This window comes from Idiomarina abyssalis, from assembly GCF_900116625.1.
GTDB lineage: Bacteria > Pseudomonadota > Gammaproteobacteria > Enterobacterales > Alteromonadaceae > Idiomarina > Idiomarina abyssalis.
Map to the genome: position 1 here is coordinate 55,800 of NZ_FPBE01000008.1, position 22,516 is coordinate 78,315.

Sequence of the window (22,516 nt, forward strand, 5' to 3'; positions counted from 1 at the left end):
GAATGCGCCAATGTTAAAAGGTGCATTAATGTTTCTTGGCTTTGAAAAAGCGTAACCGGTTAGCGTTGCTCACTACCGTAAGCGAAGAAAAAGCCATTGCTGCACCTGCAATAACCGGACTCAACAGCATTCCAAAAAATGGATACAGAACGCCTGCGGCAAAAGGAATACCTGCTACGTTGTAAATAAAAGCACCAAATAAGTTTTGTTTAATGTTGCTCAGTGTGGCCTTGCTCACCGCGACCGCATCGGCAAGCCCGTGCAACGACCCGCGCATCAATGTAATATCAGCACTTTCAATAGCGACGTCCGTTCCCGTGCCAATCGCGAAGCCTACATTGGCAATAGCTAGTGCTGGCGCATCATTAATACCATCTCCCGTCATGCCAACGATTTCGCCTTCCATCTGCAGCTCCTGAACCTTTTTTGATTTTTCTTCCGGCAGAACTTCAGCGAAAAATTCTTTAATTCCTACTTTTTCAGCAACTGCTTCTGCTGTCGCGCGATTATCACCAGTAAGCATCACTACTCGCACACCGTTATCTTGCAAACGTTTAATGGCGGCTACGGAGTCGTCTTTTATCGGGTCGGCAACTGCAATAATTGCAGCTAACTCATTATCAACGGCAAAGTACATAGGCGTCTTAGCTTCAGCAGCTAAGCCTTGGGCTTTTTCAACAAAGTTACCGAGCTCAACTTGACGTTCACGCAACAGCTTTTCATTACCGAAAAGGAGGGACTTCCCGTCAACTTCTGCCTCCACGCCATGACCAGCGATGGCGTTGAAGTTCGAGACCTTACTTGTCTTAATCCCTCTTTCCCTGGCTGACTCAACTATCGCCTGTGCTAGCGGATGTTCAGAGCCAGACTCAAGTGTCGCTGCAAGTTGCAGTACGGTTTGCTCATCGTACTCACTCGCTACTAATACGTCGGTGACTTTAGGAGAACCAAGTGTAATGGTGCCCGTTTTATCCAGGATCATAGCCGATACTTTCGACGCTGTTTGCAATGCTTCGCCATTGCGAATCAGCACACCTGCCTCTGCGGCTTTTCCTACACCCACCATTACCGACATAGGCGTCGCCAGGCCTAATGCGCAAGGGCAAGCAATAATCAAGACAGTGGTCGCTGATACCACAGCAAAGGCCAGTGCCGGCTCAGGCCCAAAGTTAAGCCAAGCTAGAGCACTGATAACAGCGATAATCATAACGACTGGCACAAAGTAAGCTGAAATAATATCGGCAAGACGACCGATTGGGGGCTTAGAGTTTTGCGCCCGTTTCACCATGTTAATAATTTGAGCAAGTGCTGTATCTTTACCAACTCTCGTCGCTTGAAACAAAAAGGAGCCGCTCTTATTTATAGTTCCAGCCACGATTTTATCACCAGCAGCTTTTTCCACTGGCATGGGTTCACCCGTTAACATAGATTCGTCAACGGTGGTATTTCCCTCGGTTACCTCCCCATCTACGGGAATTTTTTCTCCCGGACGGACACGCACTAAATCGCCCTGAAGTACTTTTTCGATGGCGATATCCAATTGTTTATCGTCACGAATCACCCTAGCTGTTTTGGCCTGCAAACCAATGAGACGCTTTATGGCTTCGGACGTGCGCCCACGAGCTTTCAGTTCAAGTGCCAACCCCAGATTGATCAAACCGATAATCATCGCAGTCGCTTCAAAGTAAACGTGACGCGCCATTTCCGGAACCAGGTGTGGAACGATTACAACCACCATAGAATACAACCAGGCTGTACCAGTACCAAGCGCGATCAGCGTATCCATATTAGCGGAATGATTTTTCAGGGATTGCCAGGCACCAACAAAGAAGTGTTTGCCAGAGAAATAAAGTACACCTAACGTTAGAATACCTACGACTAACCATGTCACACGTTCTGAGGTAGTGGTAACCGTCATTTCACCAACAAAAAGGCTATAAATCATTAGGGGTACACCTAACGACAGCGCGACGGTCATCTCACGCATCAGTCGCTTATAGTAAGCCCAGTCGGCTTGCTCTTTTTCTGCCAACGCATCATCGCCACTTTGGGAAGTGGCTACTTTAGCGCTATACCCCGCCTTCTCTACCGCTTTCACTAAAGCGCTCGGACTTGCTGTTCCTGTCACACTGACTGTTCGCTGCGCAAAGTTCATCTCTGCATTTTCCACACCGGATACAGACTTTAGTGCACTCTCGATTTTGCCAACACAACTCGCGCAACCGGCTCCCTCGATAATGAGTTCCTCAATGGAACTACTACTAACGTCCTCAGTTTTCACACCCATACAAGTGCTCCTTATTTATGGAAAATTAACCAAATCAGGGCTCTTTCCCACAAAGTACCAACGATAAAATTTTCACTAACTACATATCCGAAAATCGATTCGCAGTTTGCACCATTCGTTTAATTTCATTTTCTTCAACGTTTTTTACTGTTTCTAACAGCTCTTTTGCGCTGTCTATATCAACACGGGAATATAGGTGTTCATACAACTCAATGACTTGCTCATGATGGTTTACAATGTTCTCCATAATGTGATCAGTATCTAACTCTTTAAAAGGCGAATCACAGTGTCCATGCTCAACGATGGGATGTTTCCCAATATAGTCATAACACCAAGTGTCTAATGCATTTCGGTTTGCTGTACTCAAAAAACCTTCGACCATTCGCTCTAAGCTAGCCTCATGACCCGACACGTAGTTTAGAATCATCCGAGCTCGTTCATCTTGGTTTTGTTTAGAGCAGTGAGTAACACACTCCTTCAGGTTTTTGTGGAAATCAACGGTCCAACTCAGCACATCTTTGATTGTTTCTATTTGCATTTTTTACTCCTTACCTATAATTAATTGTTACTTTCGTTTGCTTTTGTTAACTGGCGGACTTCTATGACAACTCCACGGTGTATGTTCCGAATTATCTTTAATATTTTGGTCAATAAACTTGTAGTACTCTTCTTTCAGATGAGTCCACCACCCACTATTTATTTCAACACCAAACTTCCTGAGCTTTTCCTCTATAACATTGAGATCCACTTTAGAGGCATCATAAGCTACCAATAACAAGTTACGCTCAGAGTCATAGGCAACGCTATCGAGACCAACCAACAAGTCAATTTCTTTGATAGCTTTGCGAACTTCTTTCACACTCTCTGCGTTTAGCTTTAAAGTGCGGTTTACTAAGTTAATTCCCCGCACTCCTGCTCTATGATCGTTATTTGACATCAATACTGTCCTGTTAATTAAAACTACCAATACGTTTCAGGCAACATTTGCTCGGTGTTAACTTTGTAACGAGAGTTCTTTATCAGTCGCTGCTCGTTTGTCGTGAACCCAAAGCAATTCATCTATTGGCGAGATACAGACTAAGCCCTCGTTAGATACCCCGGTATGGGCCGCTTCAACTACCAAAAACGCAACGTCACGCGCGTCATCACTGTTCACATAAACTTCAAGCTGTACGTGATCAACTAAGTGATCATCGTTATAGCTATCGAAGTAGTAACCCCGTCCTCGCACAGGAAACAGCGTAAAGCCGCTAACGCCACGGCCGATGAGAGCCTCTTCCACTGAGTCTTGTCGAAGTTGATCAAAAATAGCGGTAATTTTAGATAGGTTCATATACCCCCCTAAAAGCCCTAAAGCATATAGCTTATGGATGGCTAACACTTTTTTCGTGCTGTACATTGGAAGCATTGTTATAAGCAGGAGCGGCTGGGAAGGATAGCTGTATCACTATTCCTAACATAAGCACAACTAAAAATTTTGCTTGAAACATATGTGCGCTCCTATTGCCATGCTATGAATTAGCATACTACCACCTGCACATCATTGATCGAGATCAAAGGTGCGCAGGTGATATTTACAGAGTAAGGTATCATCTAACCTTAACGTCTTTCTTTCGCCACAAATAGTAAACAGCAGGTAATACGAGCAAGGTTAAGATAACAGCGCTGATCATTCCTCCAACCATTGGCGCCGCTATTCTACTAACCACCTCAGCCCCAGTCCCTGTACTAAACATTATAGGCAATAGACCAGCAATTGTAGAAACCGCCGTCATCATGACAGGACGAACACGAAGCCCAGCCCCTTCCATTACAGCGCGAGAAACACCGTCTTTAGTCAAAGCTTTACCTTGCTCTAGTTGGCGTTGTTCGTATTCGTTATAGGACTGATTAAGATAAGTCAGCATTAATATCCCTATTTCTACGGTAACCCCCGCTAGTGCTATAAAACCAACCGCTACAGCAACTGAGAAATTATAATCTAAAAGATACATTAGCCAGATTGACCCCACCAATGCGAGAGGCAAAGTTCCCAATATAATGGCTATTTCTGTAGCGTTTCGAAAGTTCATATATAAAAGAACGATAATAATCGCGAGCGTTAACGGAATCACGTAAGTCAGTTTTTCCTTTGCCCTTTCCATATATTCGTACTGCCCGGACCAGGTAACTGAATACCCTGCTGGCAACTCGAGTTCTTGTTCTACAACCTTCATTGCTTTTTCAACATAAGTGCCGACATCAACTCCCTCAATGTCGACAAAAGTCCAGCCATTAAGTCTTGCGTTTTCGCTTTTAATTGCCGGCGGTCCAAGTTCAACGTAGACATCAGCCACATCCGCCAAACTAATACGCTGCCCGTTTGGCGTAACTAAAGGTAGCTTCTTTAATTCTTCCGGCGAATCACGGTAATCTTGAGGGTAGCGCAAGTTTATTGGGTAACGTTCAAGCCCTTCAATGGTCTCTGAAACATTCATTCCACCAATAGCCGTGGCAACAACCTGTTGAACATCCTCAATGTTCAAACCGTAACGTGCAGCTTGCTCTCTTTTTATGTCAACTTTGACATAGCGCCCACCTGCCACACGTTCTGAATAAACAGAAGCCGTACCATCTACATCTTCAAGTATCGTTTCAAGCTGCTGCCCTATCGTCTGAATTTCATTAAGATCGGCTCCGGCAACTTTTATACCTACCGGCGTTTTGATACCTGTCGATAGCATATCAATGCGAGTTTTAATGGGGTAAACCCACGCATTGGTCAGCCCCGGAAACTTTACAAGCGCATCCAGTTCTTTTTTCAACTTCTCAGTGGTCATACCGTCTCTCCACTGATCTTTCGGTTTCAGTTGAATAAAGGTTTCAATCATCGTTAGGGGTGCCGGATCAGTGGCGGTATCCGCTCGACCAATTTTGCCAAAAACCGTCTTCACTTCCGGTACCGTTTTTATGAGCTTGTCGGTTTGCTGCAACAGCTCCCTTGCTTTACCAATTGATAATCCGGGATAGGTAGTGGGCATATACATCAAATCGCCCTCATCCAAATCTGGAATAAATTCACTACCAATTTTGTCAATCGGCCAGACACCAACAGCCAGGATAACAAGCGCTCCGACAACTGCTGTCTTGGGGTATTTCAAAATGCCTTTTAAAAGCGGTTTATACCCGGCGATCAATAACCGATTAAGCGGGTTTTTCCCCTCAGGTGTTACCTTTCCTCTGATAAAATATCCCATCAACACGGGGATAACGGTAACCGCTAAGGCTGCACTGGCTGCCATTGCGTAAGTTTTCGTGAAAGCAAGCGGAGAAAACATCCGCCCTTCCTGGGCTTCTAAGGTAAATACCGGCATAAAGCTGACGGTAATAATGAGCAAGCTAAAGAAAAGAGCAGGGCCCACCTCTGAAGCAGAGGCGGCAACCACCCGCCAGCGGTTCTCTGCTGTCAGTGGCGTTTTTTCCATATGCTTATGCATATTTTCAATCATGACGATGGCACCATCGAGCATAGCGCCAATAGCGATTGCGATCCCTCCAAGTGACATAATATTCGCGTTAATTCCTTGCCAATACATGACAATAAACGCGGTTAAAATACCCAAAGGCAAGCTGATAACGGCAACCAGCGAGGAGCGGACATGGAAGAGAAATATCACACAGATAAACGCGACAATAGCGAGTTCTTCTATTAAACTTTTCCAGAGACTTTCCACGGCATCCGAGATAAGCCCCGAACGATCATAGACAGTGACTATATCGACACCTTCTGGTAGCCCAGACTTTAATTCTTCCAACTTTTGTTTAACGCCATCAATCGTTTTTTGGGCATTTTCTCCGAAACGCATTACCACAATACCACCCACGGCTTCTCCCTCACCGTTGAGTTCGGCGATACCGCGTCTCATTTGGGGGCCCACACCCACATCAGCAACGTCTTTAAGCAATAATGGCGTGCCATTTTCATCAACGCCAAGCGGGATACTCTCTAAGTCTGACACACCATCAATATAGCCTGAGGCCCGGACCATATACTCAGCTTCCGCCATTTCAACCACCGACGCCCCCACTTCCTGATTACCTCGCTGGATAGCATTTTGTATGTGAGCAAGAGGAATATCGAATGCGCGCAGCTTCTCCGGATCCACTTTCACCTGGTACTGCTTTACCATCCCGCCGAGGGCGGCAACTTCCGAAACCCCCTCGACCGTTTGCAGTTCATACTTTAAAAACCAATCCTGCATACTGCGTAACTCACTCAAATTGTGGTTACCCGTACGATCAACCAAGGCATACAAATACACCCAACCAACCCCTGTTGCATCAGGGCCTAATTGCGGTCTTGCATTAGAAGGCAGTGTCGGAGCAACCTGAGACAAATATTCCAGTACTCGCGAACGCGCCCAGTAAGCGTCTGTATCTTCGTCAAAAATGACATACACATAGGAGTCGCCGAAAAACGAATATCCACGGACGGTTTTAGCGCCGGGGACAGACAGCATAGCGGTTGTTAATGGATAGGTTACTTGATCTTCTACCACCTGCGGCGCTTGACCCGGATAGCTGGTTTTAATGATCACCTGGACATCCGACAAGTCCGGCAGTGCGTCTACGGGCGTATTCTTAACCGCAAAAGCACCAACACCCACGAGGATTAATGTCGCCAGAAGAACGAAAAAACGGTTATTCACTGACCATCGAATGACTGACTTAATCATGGTTATGCTCCTGCTCTGTCACTTGTTTTTGCTCAGGAATATGAATCGATGTGAGCTGGTACTGTTGCTTCCCGACTTGCGTTATTTCCGCATGCAAGGATAACCCCGTGCTAAGCTGAGAAAGTTCAACATCCGAAGCAACATCGAAGTCCATCGTCATTGCAGGCCAGTCCCATTCAGGAATCTCACCGTGATTCAGCGTAACCATCGAATGTTGAGGCATAACACTTTTAACTGTTGCTTCGACCCAGACAGCTTCGACTGATACAGCTTCATTTAACATAGTGTCGTGGCTCTCGCTATCAGTGTTAGAGTCGTGGTTCATACGTTTAAAGTCGGAAGACTTACTGGACTCAGAGTCAATTAAGAACTGAGCCGATGTAACAATTTCATCACCTGCCATAAGACCCGATAAAATCTCAACTCGCGAGCTACCTAACCGCCCAACGTCAACATTAACTGATTTAAATTTCCCATCACCCAGTGCCAGTACAACTCGGTTCGAACCACCCATTCGAATCAGCGCTTCTTTGGGGATGATTAAGCTTTCGTCGCCTAAACCAGCATTAATATTAAGATTCGCAAACATGCCCGGCTTCAAAAAAGCGTCAGGGTTATTGAAGTGAATTCGAACTTGTCCCGTCCGAGTTTTAGGGTTAAGTGACGGATAGACATAATCAACCTTTCCTTCCCAGTCTTTACCCGGAGCATACTCAAGATCCATTTGAACTTTATTACCTACCTCAACTTGGTTCAGTTGCCGCTCAAAGACTTCTGCAATAACCCATATTTTATCCAGTTGGGCGATCGTCATTAAATTCATACTCGGCTTTACAAACGCACCTTCACGCACAGTCAGTTTATCCAATACCCCTGACTGCTTTGCTTTTACCGTAATTGTTTTCTGAATTTTATGAGTCTCTTTTAACTTCTTAATCTCAGATTCAGAGACTTGCAGGGCTCTTAAGCGTTCTTCAGCAGCGTCTATTAGAACCTGATTACCTCGCTGCGAGGCCAGTACAAGCTCCTCTTGAGCATTAACCATTTCCGGGGAGTAAATACTGTATAAAGGTTGGCCTGCTTTAACCGAGTTACCGACCGCTTTTACAAAAAGGTTTTCAATCCAGCCTTCAACACGAGGGCTTACTGTTAATACTCGGTTCTCATCAAACTGAACATAGCCAACTGTTTCGATATCCAGGTTGAGTCTCGAGGACGTGACGGTTGCAGTTGTAACCCCAAGGTTGTTAATAACATCGGGATCGATTCTCACAGTACCTGGTGAACTCTCTCCCCCATCATCGCCATAGAACGGAATAAGGTCCATCCCCATTGGAGACTTTCCAGGCTTGTCTCTGCGATAATTGGGATCCATCGGAGCCACCCAATATAACGGCTCTTTTTTGGCATTATCCGATGAACCAGCGGAGCCCGCAGTTGACTGCATTAAGTAGCCAATAGCGCCAGCGCCAACCGCAAATCCTACAGCTAAACTTATAAGAGATTTAGTGACTGTTTTCATTTTAAACTCCTGAAAATAATAAGTAGTTTGCTTCGGCAATCAGCTTTTGGCGGTTGATGGCGATCGCTAATGCATCAATTTTTGCGTTGACTTCCGCAATCTGTGACCGTACCGCCTCGGCAAAGTCGCCATCATCATTGTTGTAGGCAGTCAATGCGGCTTCAGACTGGGCGGACATTTGTGGAAGTAGCTCTTCGTGATATAGGGCAGCACGTTCATTCAAACGGTTCAGTTGTAAAAACGTACTGCGTAAATTGGCTATTAACTGCCTGGCAACCAATAACTTCTCAGTTTTTTTCGCTTCCGTTCTAAACTTTGCTGAGCGTACCTGCTTATCCTGTTTGTTATCAGTAAATAAAGGGACATCGAACGTAACCCCGGCTGACAGCAAGTTGGCACGGTCATTGCCGCTTGGATCGTCGTTTCTATGGCCATATTTCAGATTGGCTGACCATTGCGGTTTATAACCTTGCTGAGCGAGCTCGACAGACGTCTCCGACGCCAAAATGTCTTGATCGGTCGCTTGCAAAACCGGGTGTTCTTTTATCAATTCGTACAAGGCTTGTTTAGGCATTGTTGAAGGCGAACTCAATGCCTCCTGTAGCGTAAGGTTAGGAACGTCATCCGGTAACTTTGATTTCGCTATAACACCTATCCATTCCGACAATTCGCTTTGAAGTCGCTCCTCTTTTTGTCGCAGTGACGTCAACCTATCATCCAGGCGTGTAAGCTCAAGTTGGGCTCTAATAACATCTTGCTGCCGTGCTTTTCCCTCGGTACTGGTATAACTCGCCTTAGCGGTTGACACTAACTGTTCAAAAAGCGCTCTATCCGATTCAATCAAGCGAATACTTTGCTGAGAGAAAAAAACATCTAACCACAACTTCGTGACCGTTGTTTTGACCTTTGCAATACGATCCGCTCTCAAAAACGGTTGTTTTTGAGCTAATTGGTTTTTCTGCTTACGAGACAACGATAAAGTGTCTCCTCTGGGAAATGCTTGTGAAACACCGACGACTAACTGGGTCATCCCTTCCTGTCTTGAACTAAAACTGTCAACAGGGAAACTGGCAGCCGTGAGCGATATTTTAGGGTCAGGTAAGCTGGAAGAGGCTATAGCTTCACTCGCGAATGCCTCTTGGGTTTGCTTACTTGCCGTTAACCAAGGATCTTCTTGTACAGCGATACTCACTGCTTCTTGCAAATTCAAAAGCGGCTCTTGTGCATTAACGACATTTGGCACCACTACAGTCAGAACACTTAAATAAGCCATTCTTCTTAAAAGTTTCATATTGTTACTCTCAAAAACTGTGAATTTTTAAATTAAACACAGACTCAAGTTATGAGTCGGACCGTAACGAGGACGACGAACGACGTCGTAACGACAATGACCGAACCAAAGCTTATAGCTGTGCTTTTACCTGGACGATAAACGCGCCAGGAGCGAGAAATTTCGTATTTTTAAGAGTGGATTGGGGGGCGAAAAAGCGAGAGAGAATGCTTTTCTTTAATATTCGTATCTAAGAATGAGGAAGCGTTAAAAACCAGCTTCTCAATAGGCGGAACGGTGGGTTGCTCAGAATAAACGACAGTAATCGACGGGCTGTAACAATGTCGCATCATTGAATCAGAGCTACAGTTATCGGTAAGAGAATGTGACACTTCGCAATCAGCAAGATCAGAAACCTGCTCAGTAGGATCGTGCATACATGCCTCTTCCGTACTGATAGTTTGTGAAAATGACATTGTTGTTACTGCCAATAGCAATAGAGCAATGATTAAACGATACATGCGAAGTTCTGCTGTAAAAACATGTTAAAATAATATCTCTTTGTCTGATAAAGATCAACCGATTAAAGGAAGTACCCATAACGAGGTAGTCAATCCAGGTGGCGATACGACTACTATATCACCACCCAGATTTACGACTAACTTAGGCGATTTTAAAGTCTAAATACCAAAGTCATCGAACTTTATGCGTTCTCGCGGAATACCAAAGTCAGCAAGAGACTTTAACGTTGCTTCTAGCATCGGCGGAGGACCACACACGTAAATATCTAATGTTTCTTTGTTTTTGCCGGCCAACCATTTCATTGCGGTTTCGTGCACAAAGCCAGTTGGTCCAGTCCAGTCATCCGACTTGGCGCTCTCAGAAAGAACAGGTATATAAGTTAACCGCTCTTCTCTTTCAAACTCGTTTCTATAACAGAGCTCTTTTTCATATCGTGCGCCGTAAAAAAAGATACAGCGACGAGGAGAGCCTGCTGCTAATTCACTTTGTATTAACGCTCTTAACGGTGCAACACCTGCGCCGCCTCCGATAAAGACTTGCGTGTAATTATTTTGTTTCGTCAGCTGAAAGTCACCAAATGGTCCTACAGCATCGACACTCGCACCAGCCTCTAGGTTACATAGGTAGCTTGAACCGATACCTGGGGGAATCCCTTCGCTTGGCGATGGCAGCAGCCTTATGTTAAATACAAACCGAGTCGGGTGAGGCCGCGTAGCAACCGAGTAATGCCGTGACAATATTTCGTTTATATGTGGAATACGGAACTGCATAAATTGCCCGGCTTCATAACTAACGGGGTCTGAACTTACAAAAGTAAGCTCCATAATGGATGGAGTAAGTTGCCGCTTTGAATCAAGTGTTAAAGCAATATCATCGACTCCGGCATTATGCAGCTTAACGTCATAATTGGATGACGTTCTGTGTTGACAAGATAGGCGCGTTCCTGCTTCTAATTCGTTGGCGCTCAATAACGCTTTATCAGCTGCTTTCGGGCTGGGTATATTGCTGCCTTGCAGTGTCACTTTACATAACCCACAGGTACCGCCTCCGCCACAATTACTCGCAATTGGTTGCCCTTTCTGCTGAAAATATTCTAGCCACGTTTTCTTACGTTTTGGATTAAAGTCACCGTTAGTAATATTTCGGCCTAAGAGAATTAAACCGGATAATGAAAACCAAAGAGCGAATAATCCAGCACTCCATATCAATAGATGATTAAAACTTCGACCGCCCGTGTAATCCATAAAGTGCAGACGAAACGCCCAGTCAGCGATTGTCCATGGCGTATTACGATGTTCCACAACCCGGGATGACGCTTCATCGATATATATTCGGGTATTAAGATCATCCTCGATATCAATGCGGAATCCTGAGGCATTCCAGCCATTCACTTCATCGCTTCCCTTGACTCTTTCAACCCTTTCAACCTGGCCCGGTCCATTGTAGCTATTCAGCGCTAGCTGAGTCGCCAAAGCTTGGTCCGTAGACCACCGTTCACCGGTATCTGCGTTGAAGTAAAGCAAACGTCCATCTGGCAGAGACACCTGATACTGACCTACCCCGGCAACACTGACCAGTTCAATGGAGTGAGCTAAGGGGAATCGTTGATGCATTTCAGTAACATCGATTTGAGGCGCTATTTTTTTAAGTGGGGGTTCAGAGTTTTTTGAGACCATATATTGGTGGCCTGACATTCCGTGATGTCCGGTTAAGCTAAAAAATAACCCACTCACTAGCCACAAAGCGACTTGAATCACTAAAACCAAACTCACCCAACGATGAAGCCATTGCATAAACCTTATCATTGAGCACCCCCAGTCGATTTTCTCTTAAACGTAATCGTATAAAAAAGCAGGACAGTGCCCGTTATCATTAAAATAAACGTACCGATAATAAAGCCCTTTAACCACCAGGTCTCGATATCCACACGCTCGTCGTAGTCCATTATGTGTAACATCCAGGCGATATCAAACCCCCGCCAAAACGTATGTCGCTTTATCAAAAGCTCCCCGGTCGTTTCAGATAAATACAGACTGGTATTACCGAAATCGTTATAATTTACCTGCCAAATCGGTAACAAAGCACCACTCACTTCTGTTGGTGGGTTATCAGTCATGTAAACGACCGATTCAATAGCGTCGGGATCCTTCGTGTAATATTGATTCGCTAACTCTTTAATGTGTTGTTCGGTTATATCAATACGCTGCAGCGACTCCGCATTAACTAAAAACGCTCCCTCGTTACTCTCTATTTTATACACCGGCTGTAACTTCTGATTCAGCCATACGCTTTTTAACGACGTTTTTCGTGTTTCTGGATAGCGGCTCAACAGGTCATTTAAGCTTGATATTTCAACACCTTTCGGTATTGGCTGGCTTATATCCTGAACTAAGTGATCACCATGAATATAATCCAAATCGAAGAACACCATGTAAGCGCCACTGATTGTCCAAATAACCATTTGCAGGCCAAAAATCAAAGATAGCCAACGATGCCAAACTCGCCAGCTACTGGAGCGTTTCTTTTGAGTCATACCCTACCTCAAATTTAATAAAAAAAAGCTGCCGCTCCCAGGGAAAAGCGACAGCCAGTCTAGTCTTTAAAAGCTGTAACGTACCTTCAGATATAACTGACGGCCTAACAAGTCATATGTCATAGTGTCAGTATTGGCGTCCGTCCAACTTTGAATATAAGGCGGTTCTTTGTCAAAAAGGTTATTAACACCGCCAGTCACGCTCAGTTTTGAATTTACGAAATAAGTTCCCTGCACGTTATGATAGAAAACACTGGGGGCTCGGGCTCCAATATCTCCCGGAGCAGCATTAATGTCATCGGCAGGTCCAATGTACTGGACGGAGTAATGTACACGCCAGTCCTGTTTCATAAAGGTTCCCGAAGCGTTTGAACGCCAGTGCGTATAGCTTCCTCTGCCACCAGTAATGTACCCGGCATATTCAATTTCATCCGCACCAACGAAAGGCGCAAATGTATACTCATTTAGGTAACTGACATTCCAACTGAAGTCACTTTTCCAACCCAGCAGCTCGGTGTTATAAAACAAAGCCGTATCAATACCCGACACATTTTCAGTTGCGGCATTGGTGGGTTGAGCAGACAAAAAGTTAATATCGCCAGTTAAAGAATCTCTCGTGAAATGCTCCGGACTGCAAAATGGGTGCGATAGATTTTCTGAGTTATAGCAGACAGACAGCTTCGTTGAACCGGGAATTCTTTGGATAGCATTCTCAATATCAATATCGTAGTAATCAACCGTCAATTGTAAATTGTCCGCTGAGCCGATATCCCATACGAAACCAGCAGTGAAAGTATCTGCGTCTTCCGGTTTTAAATCAGGGTTCCCGCCAACAGTGGTAAGAACGGTTGCACCAAATTGTTCATACCCTGCAGGGACACCATCTGCTTGGCAATTTGCCGCCACAGTTGGATTAGCACCGGCTTGATCCCATCCGTCACACGGATCCGTTGTTGTCAGGTTTCCTTCAGCAACACCACCAAAGAGTTCAGGTATGTTCGGGATCCGAAAAGCAGTTGACTGAGTCGCACGCACTTTCAACGCATCAGATACACGCCAGTGAACACTCGCTTTGTAGTTCCCATCACTACCAAAGGTGTCATAGTCACTATAACGGTATGCTAAATCTAAGTTTAAAGATTGAACCAACGGTAAGTCAGCTAATAAAGGTAACGAAGTTTCACCATACACCTCATCGACCGTATAGCTTCCCTCAATAGGATCTGCTTGGTTAGTATTCATAATACCAGCGACAATTGATGAGTCCGGGTTTCGCCAACCTTTCTCTTTACGGTGTTCAACACCAAAAGCGACAGGAACCCATCCAGAAGGCATTTCGAATAAGTCTCCGGAAATATTTGCTGTCAATGAACGCTGCTCATTACCACCGTTGTCAGTCGTCCGAAACATAATGTAGTCCAAAGCTTCTTGAGACAGGTCACCGTACCCCAGCAAGTCAATACAAGGAATGCCGTTGGAGCCACAAGTATTCGGATCTAAACCCGCAGATAGACGCTGCATGTTGACTATATTGGTCATGCCGTCAATGGCTGTATTACGGCCATAGTTATAAGCAACTTCCCAGTTCCAACCTGAGCCAATAACACCATTCATGCCGACGACCGTTCTGAACGTATTAACATCTTGAAAGAACGTTCTTGGTCCACCTTCTAATAAGCGACGACCTTCAAGTCGAATTGTTTCACCCGTTGGGTTTGTTGGGTGGCTGGCATCAAACTCAATACCTCTTAATGTTCCGGGTGTCGCTAATTGATCGGATGTTCGATTGTTGTATAAAACTTCAGTAAATACCGTCGTATCTGGCGACAGTTGATAATCCCCGAAAGCGGAGAAATTCCAGTTTGTAATTGGGTTAACCGAATTTAGGTAAGGAAAAAATGCAAAGTTGTGTTTTTCAGAGCTGTAGGGTTCATAAAAGTCCCCGTTACCGTCCGCATCTTGACTGAAATTAATCCGTTCGCCAGCATTTGGCCCCGTCAATATGGTTGCTCTACCCCCAATGGTACTTGAGCTCCCGAAGCAATCCAGTTGGCCTGGTGTTAATTCACCCAAAGCACAGCCGGCTTGATCAGCCATATTGACCTCATCGGAAGAACGGTAGCCTAGAGTCGCCATTATGCGACCTTTGTCGCTGCTGGCGCCAAAGATCATGTTAACTTTACGATCTTGGCCCTCACCGTCATCTGTCGAGCCCAAGCGCCCTTCTATAGTAAAGCCGTCATAACTTTTACGAGTGATGATGTTGACCACACCTGCTACAGCATCCGCACCGTATATCGCTGAAGCGCCGTCTTTCAGTACTTCGATACGTTGGATCATTTCGACAGGTATCATATTTAAGTCGACTGAACTATTAGCACCGGTCCCACCATTTACAACACGGCGGCCATTCAGAAGCACAAGTGTTCGGTTAATGCCCAGTCCACGCAAATTAACTTGGGCGGTACCATAGCCATTACCTGTCCAATAAGCATTGCTCTGACTGCCAGCAAAACCAGCGGAGGCTGACATTCTCTGTAAAATCATTTCTACCGAGGTCATTCCCGATACTTCAATATCTTCCGCCGTAAAAACCTGAACAGGAGCAGCACTTTCTGCTTCTATTCGCTGAATTCGCGAACCGGTCACCGTGATTTTCTCAACGTCTTCGGCTTGAGTATTATCAGGCCCTGACTGAGCCCAGACTGTTGTTGTATTGAAGAGTGCCGCAGATACGCCTATAGCGACAGCAGACTTAAGTAACTTTTGCATTTTGTCACCTCGATTAAATTATAATTATTGTACTTTCCGATTAGACTTCGTACTGCCATCTAAGTTGTTTATACAACCTTCAGAATAGAAACCTTAGGATTTTAGTCAAGCTAAAAACGATTAAAGTTGTATAAAAAACCCTTTAATAGCAAAGCTTATAGAGGTTGTATATTCAACTTTAAGTTATCCTCATGTATCAATAATCTTTTAAAATAAGCTCTTCAAGATAGCTAGAAAAGCAATAAAAAAAGTTGTCCACTTTTTTCAAAATAAAAATAATTTTTCATTTTTAATGAATTTTTACCCTCTTCTGATTATTGATGCTTTTAATCTCTTGCCGACTATAATGCGTACATGAATACATAACTTTTACGTAAGGAACTTGGCTATGAGTCAGTCAACTCAAAAAGCTACGCTTTACAGAATGTCAACGCCTGATCACCAGTGCCCTTTTGGGCTAAAAACCCGGCACTTACTTAAAGCCAATGGCTTCGAAGTAGACGACAATCTGTTAGAGAGTCGTCAAAAAACCGACAAATTCAAGGAAAAGCACGACGTCGATACCACTCCACAAGTGTTTATTGGTGATAAACGTATCGGTGGGTACGAGGAGGTTCGAGCCTTTCTTGGAAAGCCTCTTCCTGACCCTGACGCAACCAGTTACCGACCCGTTATTGCATTATTTACTATGACGGCACTCCTCTCTGTAGCCACGTCGTGGTTGTCTTTTGGTCGCGTATTTACCGTACAAACCATCGAGTGGTTCATCAGTTTCTCTATGGTGGTTCTGGCCTTGCTCAAACTCCAGGACGTAGAGAAATTCTCTACCATGTTTCTCAATTACGATCTTCTCGCCAAAAAATGGGTGCCTTATGGCCGTATTTACCCCTACGCCGAAGGCTTGGCGGGTCTGTTAATGGCTGCGGAATTTGCTCACGTCATTTCCATCCCTATCGCGTTATTTATCGGCATGGTGGGCTCTGTCTCGGTGTTTAAAGCCGTTTATGTCGACAAACGCGAGCTAAAATGTGCCTGTGTCGGTGGCTCCAGTAATGTGCCGTTAGGCTTCATTTCGCTCACTGAAAACCTCATGATGGTCGCTATGGCTGTCTGGATGTTTTTTACAATGAACTAGAAAAAGAGCGCTATGCGCTCTTTTTCTTAACGCTTTTTACGTAAAAACAAAATCTCACCAGCGGCAATCAATGCCATACCGATAAGAGACGCCCAAATCACCAGCGGATCGCTCGTCCATTTCACCCATATAAAAGCGACTAAAACGATGACGTCTAGCGTGATTGCGCTGACAAGTATGTAAATATTGGCATTCACCTTTTGCCTTAGATGCCGTAATACGCCCCAGTGGATCGCAATGTCCATCACGATATAAAAAATAGCGCCCAGTGACGCAATTCGACTCAAATCGAAGAATGCCGCTAAGATCATAGCCATAACAATGGTGTAAACCAGCGTATGCTTCTGAATGGAACCTGGCATGCCAAAATGACTGTGTGGAACAAGCTTCATATTGGTCAACATGGCTAACATTCTTGAAACGGCAAACGCGCTGGCAATCACTCCTGATACCGTTGCTACAATTGCAAAAGCGACCGTCACCCATAGTCCGGTCTCGCCATAGACGGGTCTGGCTGCTTCAGCAAGCGCGTAGTCTTTCGCTTTCACAATCTCATCTATGGACAGGCTCGAGCCAACCGCCAGAGTGACCAGAACGTATATTAACGCGCAGATAATCAGCGAAATAATAATGGCACGCCCGACATTTCTCTTAGGCTCAACAATTTCACCGCCACTATTGGTTATTGTTGTAAACCCTTTGTACGCAAGTATGCTTAAAGCAATCCCCGCTAAAATACCGCCACCCGTAGCTTCTTCTGGAATAGCCGATATCGATTCAAACTGAATGCCTGAGGCCCACAAACCACCAGCCGCTAAAATGACCAACCCTAAAGTCTTAACAAAGGCCATAAAAAACGAGAACGTTTGAATAAACTGATTACTCAAAATATTGATAAAAAACGCAAAGACCAGCAAACCCACCGCCAACAAAGGGATAAGCCACTGCGCTTCAAAAGAAATTAACTGGCTGGTATAAGACGCAAATGTCCGAGCGACTAAACTTTCATTAATCACCATAGAAAAGTACATCAAGAGTGCGAATATCGCCGTCACACTTCCTTTTCCATAAGCTTTACTGAGGAACATCGCAATACCGCCCGCTGACGGATAGGCTTTCGCCAACTTAACGTAAGAGTAAGCGCTAAAGCCGGCAATGATACCGCCGCACACAAACGCCAGGACAAACCACTCTCTTGCCAGCTGAGCAACTTGTCCGGTCAGTGCAAAAATACCAGCGCCAATCATCACACCAGTCCCCAGCGACACCGCCCCCCAAAGACTAAGGCTTCCTTTCTGATAACCCTGATGTCCGTGTTCGTGATCGTGTTCTGCCATAATCAGCTCCTGTGGTTGACGTTAGTTGGACCAGTGAATCCGGATAATTTTCCAGCCAGACTCAGTCGTATTTGATACGGTTACAGTTTCATTCATCGTTAAATCAATCTCACGCCCGTTGTACGCCCCGGAAATACTATATCGAGAAGTGATCACAGCAAGGCTAGCCACTTCATATCGTGTTCTTTCAATCAGCTTGGAAGGAACCGCCTGGCTAAATTTGATATCTGACTTAAGATGATGAGCTCTGTATTCAGCCAGGGACCGTTCAACACCACCACCTTCAAAGATAAGCACATCATCGGAAAGCACGTCTTTAACGACCTCCGTGTCACCTTCAGTTAAAGCAGTTCGAAATGCATCAAGCACAGCGGTCGGCTCAGATAGTTTTTCGGCGCTACTGGGCGCTGAAATAAACATTACCGAAACCATAAAAACACTCACAAGTAATTTCATTCTTCTTATTCCTTACATTAACCGGGGGAAAACGCGCTGCTTAGCGCAGAGGCCAGGGTAAAAATAGTGACAGCCAATACCATTTCCGCCGTTATGGAGTTTTTGAGTCGCTTGGCGGCCGCGTTATCATTTAATTGCGGTACGAACTTTAATTTATGCAATGCGGCAACAAGGAGAATCAGCGCCACAAACACAAGTTTCGCTAGTAGTACCGTGTCATACGACGTAAGCGGCAGCTCTGGCATCCATCGCCCTGTTGCACTACGATACATAACCAAGCCCGCAATAAGGAGTATTGGAACCGCTGCAGACATATGCACACCAAAACGCTCCATAATGGCTTTCGCTTTAGCAAGCGGTACCGACGTTGCCAGCTTTCGCAATGAGTTAAGACTGCCGAACCAAACCCAAGCGACTAACAAGTGTGTTAAAAGCGCTAGCTTTCCCCACCAGACGGCGTCACTGCCGTGACCAATACTTAAAAAGCTCCATCCCATGAGTCCAATGGCGACAACATATAGCACCCACTTTATACGTTTTAGCTTAACAACGGAGTAAACAATCCAAGCAATAGCAACCGCTATCTGAAGTTGGATGAACAACCCAACAGGGCCGGTCCATATAAACTGCATGTAGGTCGTGTCAATCATGCCGGCAAAGCCTTCAGCAGCAAAACTACCGACTTTCAGAAAAAAATACAGAAGGCTTGCCAGTAATAGAAGCAACGCAACAAGGCTATTCTTTCGTTCAGACTGCTTTTTTAAACCGGACAAATAAACGATATAAGGCGAGGCGGTCATCACCGCGTTAAGCCAGAATATAAAGGCCAACGTTAAAACGCTGGCCACACTCCAAAGGGTCATCATTTCACCTCAAAGCTAAAATCACCCGATATTTTATGACTGTCCCCACCCATTGCCGTCCAATAAACCGTATAACCACCTGACGCCAAATTGTTTTTAACAGCAATTTCGTACGCTGCTTTGGGAGTCATGCTCATCGAAAAGTCCAGCGGATGCATTTTACCGTCATCTGAGTGCAGCATAATTTTAGCCAGACGAACATCACCGGAAAAATTCATCGTAATTTCCGTTGGTGACTCGGACAAAGTCGCACCGTCCTCCGGGCTACTGGATGTTAGGCCGACGTGAGCGCTGGCCCATGCACTAAAAAATAACGTGGTACCGAAGGCTAACTTAAGTATGTTTTTCATGTTGTTTCCTCTTTGTTTATTATCAATTAAAACCAAACTCTGGCCCCAAGGACCACGCCTGTTTCTGTGGTGTCCTCACCCATTCGTTTCATTTCATCTGCCGTGTTGCCTAACGCGCCGTTCCAATAAACACCAATGTAGGGTGCAAACTCACGACTGATTTCGTGACGATAACGCAACCCCACACGCAAGTTGCTCAAGCCACTTTGCCGTTCATATTTGTCTGAATCTGTCAGGTTGGCTGTAAACTCAATGCGAGGCTGTAAGTACGATGTTTGTGTGAGCTGCCACTCGTACTCAGTTTCGCTAACAAATTGGACGTCGCCTTCTTCATTCACCATCAGCGAGTTATCCATTTCGAACCAATAGGGCGCCAACCCCATAAAACTCACGACAGCATAATTTTCCATAGACGCGTCCGACGATAAGGTACCTCGCGTACCAATACCGGCCTGAAACGACCAAAACGGAGACACCAAGTATCCATACAGCAGTTCGGCACTTTCCAAGTCAGTGGGCTCACCGTCGTCTTGAACATTCTCCCCTTCACTCTTGAAAACAGCTCGGTGATAGTCACCGCCATACCAAGCCATCATGTCCCAGACGGCTAGGTTCTCTTCCTCGTTGGTTCGCGTTAACTCCAACCGATCGAACAGTACTTGCCCGGTGTAATATTCTTTGACGGGTTCAGGCCAGTCCTCTTTCGCATGTCCGGCGACTGCTAAACCTGGCAACAACGCCGCACCCACTAATAATGATTTACCGTACATAATTGTCCTCCTTATGCGACATTGACCACACGGAACATACCCGCTTTCATGTGATACAACAGGTGACAGTGGAACGCCCAACTACCCGGCGCGTCTGCCGTTATCAATAACGACACTTTTTCGCTCGGCTTCAGGCTAATCGTATGTTTGCGTGGGCGTGGATACTGTCCGTTTTCAAGTTCCATCCACATACCGTGTAGGTGTATGGGGTGGTCCATCATCGTATCGTTTACCATCACCAACCTCAGTCGTTCTCCATGATGAAACTGAACCGGGCCATCCACTTCGGTAAACTTACTCCCGTCGAAAGACCACATGTAACGCTCCATATTACCCGTTAAGTGCAGCTCTATCTGTCGTTCGGGCTCCCGCGTATCCGGCCATTCATGCGCGCCGACCAAGTCGGTATACACTAAGACTTTATGATCAACGTCTTCCAATCCAATCCCGGGTTCATGCAAACGGCTTACCGGGTTTGTAGCAATCATAGCCGCCCCGGCGCCATGTCCGGACTCACGGTGTTTGATTTTAATGTTTTCGACCGGGAGCTCTTTTTTGTGTGTCATTTTATGCGTCATATGGCTGTTATTGCCGCCCATATGCTTCATATTCATGCTATTGCCTTTCATATCACCGGACATCGCCATCGCTCCCATGCCCATAGCGGCCATGCCTCGCTCAGGAACTTGCCGTAGTTCAGGCACTTCAGCCTCAAGACCAAGTTCCGGCGTTAATGTACCTCTGACATAACCACTTCGATCAAAGCTCTCAGCATAAATAGTGTAAGGCTTGTTTTGCTTAGGCTGGACAATTACATCGTAGGTTTCCGCCACACCAATGCGGAACTCGTCAACTGGCACTGGCTTCACAGGCTGCCCGTCAGCGGCCACTACCGTCATCTCCAATCCAGGGATTCTTACGTCGAAGAAACTCATTGCCGAACCATTAATGATACGCAGGCGTACTTTTTCACCAGGCTTAAACAATGCTGACCAGTTCATCTGTGAATCGCGGCCATTCATCAGGTAGGTATAAGTACTGCCCGTCACATCCGCAATATCACGGGGGCTCATTCGCATTTGCCCCCACATTTCTCGTTGCTTCCAGGTTTTCTCTAACCCTTGCTGTCGCACGTCCTCGAAGGTCTCAAATATCGTACGTTTTTGATAGTTATAGTACCCCTCCGCAACTTTCAAGTTACGAAACACGGTATCCGGATCTTCGAATGTCCAGTCGCTGAGAATAATGGTATGTTCTCGATCAGCACCAATGTCTCCGTCTTTCGGTTCAATCACTAACGGCCCCAGGTGTCCCAATTGCTCCTGCAAACCGGAATGGCTGTGATACCAATAAGTTCCGTTTTGCTCGACATCGTAGCGGTATTTGAACGTTCGTCCTGGCTTTATCCCTTCGAAAGATACGCCAGGCACGCCATCCATATTCTCCGGCAATATAATTCCGTGCCAGTGAATTGACGTGTCTTCCGACAACCGGTTAGTCACATTTAGCTTTGCTCGCTGCCCTTCTTTTAAACGAATCAAAGGGCCCGGCATTTGGCCATTGATGGTTATTGGTGCTCCTACTTTATTTCCCACGAGCAGTGGGGACTTTGCAATGGTCAGATCAATCTCATCGTTTGTCAGGATCTGATCTTTAAAACTGCGTCCCTGAGGAGCAGCCCAAGTTGGGGCTACTTTGGCGATTGCTAAAGCAGACGCCACAGTGAATGCAGATTTAATAAACTTTCGACGCCCTTTGTTAAACTCATTGCTCATTATGACGCTCCTCTTTTGAGGTTAAATTTTGATAACGTTGAACGTCCTGTTCCTTATCAGACGGCTCATCAGAAACCGATGATTTAAACCCTTTAATCGCACTACCAAGATCGGAGCCCAGGGTTCGTAGCTTTTTACTACCAAAAAGAAGAATGACAATAACCAGTAAAACTCCTAACTGAACCATACTCATGCCGCCAAATCCCATA

At 45.5% G+C, this 22,516-nt stretch carries 19 protein-coding genes; 1 reads left to right on the top strand and 18 read right to left on the bottom strand.

Going from position 1 to position 22,516, the window contains the following annotated elements; translation table 11 throughout:
- Window positions 1-25: 25 nt before the first annotated feature.
- The 11 genes from BM359_RS12220 to BM359_RS12270 form a co-directional block, all read right to left on the bottom strand.
- A complete protein-coding gene (locus BM359_RS12220) occupies window positions 26-2,287 on the bottom strand; it encodes a heavy metal translocating P-type ATPase (protein WP_054490601.1) in 2,262 nt (753 codons plus the stop codon).
- A 79-nt stretch (window positions 2,288-2,366) separates the two neighbouring features.
- On the bottom strand, window positions 2,367-2,825 hold the full coding sequence (locus tag BM359_RS12225; protein ID WP_011234470.1) for a hypothetical protein: 459 nt from the start codon (window positions 2,823-2,825) through the stop codon (window positions 2,367-2,369).
- A 27-nt stretch (window positions 2,826-2,852) separates the two neighbouring features.
- Entirely contained in the window at window positions 2,853-3,224 is a 372-nt protein-coding gene (locus BM359_RS12230) for a cation transporter (RefSeq protein ID WP_011234471.1), read from the bottom strand.
- 57 nt (window positions 3,225-3,281) lie between these two features.
- The gene (locus tag BM359_RS12235) at window positions 3,282-3,620 is read right to left on the bottom strand and encodes a P-II family nitrogen regulator (protein ID WP_054490598.1); all 339 of its coding nucleotides are present in this window, start codon (window positions 3,618-3,620) and stop codon (window positions 3,282-3,284) included.
- Between the two features lie 256 nt (window positions 3,621-3,876).
- Window positions 3,877-7,002 carry an efflux RND transporter permease subunit gene (locus tag BM359_RS12240; RefSeq protein ID WP_054490596.1) on the bottom strand — a complete coding sequence of 1,042 codons (3,126 nt, stop codon included), beginning with the start codon at window positions 7,000-7,002 and terminating at the stop codon, window positions 3,877-3,879.
- A complete protein-coding gene (locus BM359_RS12245; RefSeq protein WP_011234473.1) occupies window positions 6,995-8,524 on the bottom strand; it encodes an efflux RND transporter periplasmic adaptor subunit in 1,530 nt (509 codons plus the stop codon). The genes BM359_RS12240 and BM359_RS12245 overlap by 8 nt, the downstream gene beginning before the upstream one ends.
- A gap of 1 nt (window position 8,525) precedes the next feature.
- The gene (locus tag BM359_RS12250; protein ID WP_054490594.1) at window positions 8,526-9,815 is read right to left on the bottom strand and encodes a TolC family protein; all 1,290 of its coding nucleotides are present in this window, start codon (window positions 9,813-9,815) and stop codon (window positions 8,526-8,528) included.
- Window positions 9,816-9,985: 170 nt separating this feature from the next.
- The gene (locus tag BM359_RS12255; RefSeq protein ID WP_074930881.1) at window positions 9,986-10,315 is read right to left on the bottom strand and encodes a hypothetical protein; all 330 of its coding nucleotides are present in this window, start codon (window positions 10,313-10,315) and stop codon (window positions 9,986-9,988) included.
- 159 nt (window positions 10,316-10,474) lie between these two features.
- On the bottom strand, window positions 10,475-12,109 hold the full coding sequence (locus BM359_RS12260; RefSeq protein ID WP_234972502.1) for a PepSY domain-containing protein: 1,635 nt from the start codon (window positions 12,107-12,109) through the stop codon (window positions 10,475-10,477).
- 8 nt (window positions 12,110-12,117) lie between these two features.
- A complete protein-coding gene (locus BM359_RS12265) occupies window positions 12,118-12,849 on the bottom strand; it encodes a hypothetical protein (protein ID WP_054490590.1) in 732 nt (243 codons plus the stop codon).
- Window positions 12,850-12,915: 66 nt separating this feature from the next.
- Window positions 12,916-15,621 (bottom strand): TonB-dependent receptor, encoded by a 2,706-nt coding sequence (locus tag BM359_RS12270; protein WP_054490588.1) that lies wholly within the window; start codon window positions 15,619-15,621, stop codon window positions 12,916-12,918.
- Between the two features lie 388 nt (window positions 15,622-16,009).
- Here BM359_RS12270 and BM359_RS12275 point away from each other — a divergent pair, with 388 nt between their 5' ends.
- Window positions 16,010-16,756, top strand: a complete 747-nt coding sequence (locus BM359_RS12275; protein ID WP_054490587.1) for a MauE/DoxX family redox-associated membrane protein — start codon at window positions 16,010-16,012, stop codon at window positions 16,754-16,756.
- Between the two features lie 26 nt (window positions 16,757-16,782).
- On the opposite strand, the gene BM359_RS12280 is transcribed toward BM359_RS12275, so the two are convergent.
- From BM359_RS12280 to tatA, 7 genes are read right to left on the bottom strand one after another with little or no spacing between them, the layout of a single operon-like run.
- A complete protein-coding gene (locus BM359_RS12280; protein WP_054490585.1) occupies window positions 16,783-18,093 on the bottom strand; it encodes an APC family permease in 1,311 nt (436 codons plus the stop codon).
- Window positions 18,094-18,114: 21 nt separating this feature from the next.
- Window positions 18,115-18,549: a YybH family protein gene (locus tag BM359_RS12285; RefSeq protein WP_054490583.1), complete on the bottom strand. Its 435-nt coding sequence runs from the start codon at window positions 18,547-18,549 to the stop codon at window positions 18,115-18,117.
- A 17-nt stretch (window positions 18,550-18,566) separates the two neighbouring features.
- Window positions 18,567-19,415, bottom strand: coding sequence for a copper resistance D family protein (locus BM359_RS12290; RefSeq protein WP_234972503.1), 849 nt, complete (start codon window positions 19,413-19,415; stop codon window positions 18,567-18,569).
- Entirely contained in the window at window positions 19,412-19,762 is a 351-nt protein-coding gene (locus tag BM359_RS12295; protein ID WP_011234483.1) for a copper resistance CopC family protein, read from the bottom strand. Before BM359_RS12295 ends, BM359_RS12290 begins: the two co-directional genes overlap by 4 nt.
- Before the next feature lie 26 nt (window positions 19,763-19,788).
- Window positions 19,789-20,532: a copper resistance protein B gene (locus BM359_RS12300; protein ID WP_053954067.1), complete on the bottom strand. Its 744-nt coding sequence runs from the start codon at window positions 20,530-20,532 to the stop codon at window positions 19,789-19,791.
- A gap of 11 nt (window positions 20,533-20,543) precedes the next feature.
- Entirely contained in the window at window positions 20,544-22,307 is a 1,764-nt protein-coding gene (locus BM359_RS12305; protein ID WP_054490581.1) for a copper resistance system multicopper oxidase, read from the bottom strand.
- Window positions 22,297-22,515 carry a twin-arginine translocase TatA/TatE family subunit gene (gene tatA, locus BM359_RS12310; RefSeq protein ID WP_053954069.1) on the bottom strand — a complete coding sequence of 73 codons (219 nt, stop codon included), beginning with the start codon at window positions 22,513-22,515 and terminating at the stop codon, window positions 22,297-22,299. Before tatA ends, BM359_RS12305 begins: the two co-directional genes overlap by 11 nt.
- Between the last annotated feature and the right edge of the window lies 1 nt (window position 22,516).

What these genes read in the sequence shown, in the direction of transcription:
- BM359_RS12265 (WP_054490590.1), bottom strand. Translation starts at nt 12,849, where the DNA reads ATGACTCAAAAGAAACGCTCCAGTAGCTGGCGAGTTTGGCATCGTTGG.
- BM359_RS12285 (WP_054490583.1), bottom strand. Translation starts at nt 18,549, where the DNA reads ATGAAATTACTTGTGAGTGTTTTTATGGTTTCGGTAATGTTTATTTCA.
- tatA (WP_053954069.1), bottom strand. Translation starts at nt 22,515, where the DNA reads ATGGGATTTGGCGGCATGAGTATGGTTCAGTTAGGAGTTTTACTGGTT.
- BM359_RS12240 (WP_054490596.1), bottom strand. Translation starts at nt 7,002, where the DNA reads ATGATTAAGTCAGTCATTCGATGGTCAGTGAATAACCGTTTTTTCGTT.
- BM359_RS12230 (WP_011234471.1), bottom strand. Translation starts at nt 3,224, where the DNA reads ATGTCAAATAACGATCATAGAGCAGGAGTGCGGGGAATTAACTTAGTA.
- BM359_RS12275 (WP_054490587.1), top strand. Translation starts at nt 16,010, where the DNA reads ATGAGTCAGTCAACTCAAAAAGCTACGCTTTACAGAATGTCAACGCCT.
- BM359_RS12245 (WP_011234473.1), bottom strand. Translation starts at nt 8,524, where the DNA reads ATGAAAACAGTCACTAAATCTCTTATAAGTTTAGCTGTAGGATTTGCG.
- BM359_RS12235 (WP_054490598.1), bottom strand. Translation starts at nt 3,620, where the DNA reads ATGAACCTATCTAAAATTACCGCTATTTTTGATCAACTTCGACAAGAC.
- BM359_RS12290 (WP_234972503.1), bottom strand. Translation starts at nt 19,415, where the DNA reads ATGATGACCCTTTGGAGTGTGGCCAGCGTTTTAACGTTGGCCTTTATA.
- BM359_RS12280 (WP_054490585.1), bottom strand. Translation starts at nt 18,093, where the DNA reads ATGGCAGAACACGATCACGAACACGGACATCAGGGTTATCAGAAAGGA.
- BM359_RS12305 (WP_054490581.1), bottom strand. Translation starts at nt 22,307, where the DNA reads ATGAGCAATGAGTTTAACAAAGGGCGTCGAAAGTTTATTAAATCTGCA.
- BM359_RS12255 (WP_074930881.1), bottom strand. Translation starts at nt 10,315, where the DNA reads ATGTATCGTTTAATCATTGCTCTATTGCTATTGGCAGTAACAACAATG.
- BM359_RS12300 (WP_053954067.1), bottom strand. Translation starts at nt 20,532, where the DNA reads ATGTACGGTAAATCATTATTAGTGGGTGCGGCGTTGTTGCCAGGTTTA.
- BM359_RS12270 (WP_054490588.1), bottom strand. Translation starts at nt 15,621, where the DNA reads ATGCAAAAGTTACTTAAGTCTGCTGTCGCTATAGGCGTATCTGCGGCA.
- BM359_RS12250 (WP_054490594.1), bottom strand. Translation starts at nt 9,815, where the DNA reads ATGAAACTTTTAAGAAGAATGGCTTATTTAAGTGTTCTGACTGTAGTG.
- BM359_RS12260 (WP_234972502.1), bottom strand. Translation starts at nt 12,109, where the DNA reads ATGCAATGGCTTCATCGTTGGGTGAGTTTGGTTTTAGTGATTCAAGTC.
- BM359_RS12295 (WP_011234483.1), bottom strand. Translation starts at nt 19,762, where the DNA reads ATGAAAAACATACTTAAGTTAGCCTTCGGTACCACGTTATTTTTTAGT.
- BM359_RS12225 (WP_011234470.1), bottom strand. Translation starts at nt 2,825, where the DNA reads ATGCAAATAGAAACAATCAAAGATGTGCTGAGTTGGACCGTTGATTTC.
- BM359_RS12220 (WP_054490601.1), bottom strand. Translation starts at nt 2,287, where the DNA reads ATGGGTGTGAAAACTGAGGACGTTAGTAGTAGTTCCATTGAGGAACTC.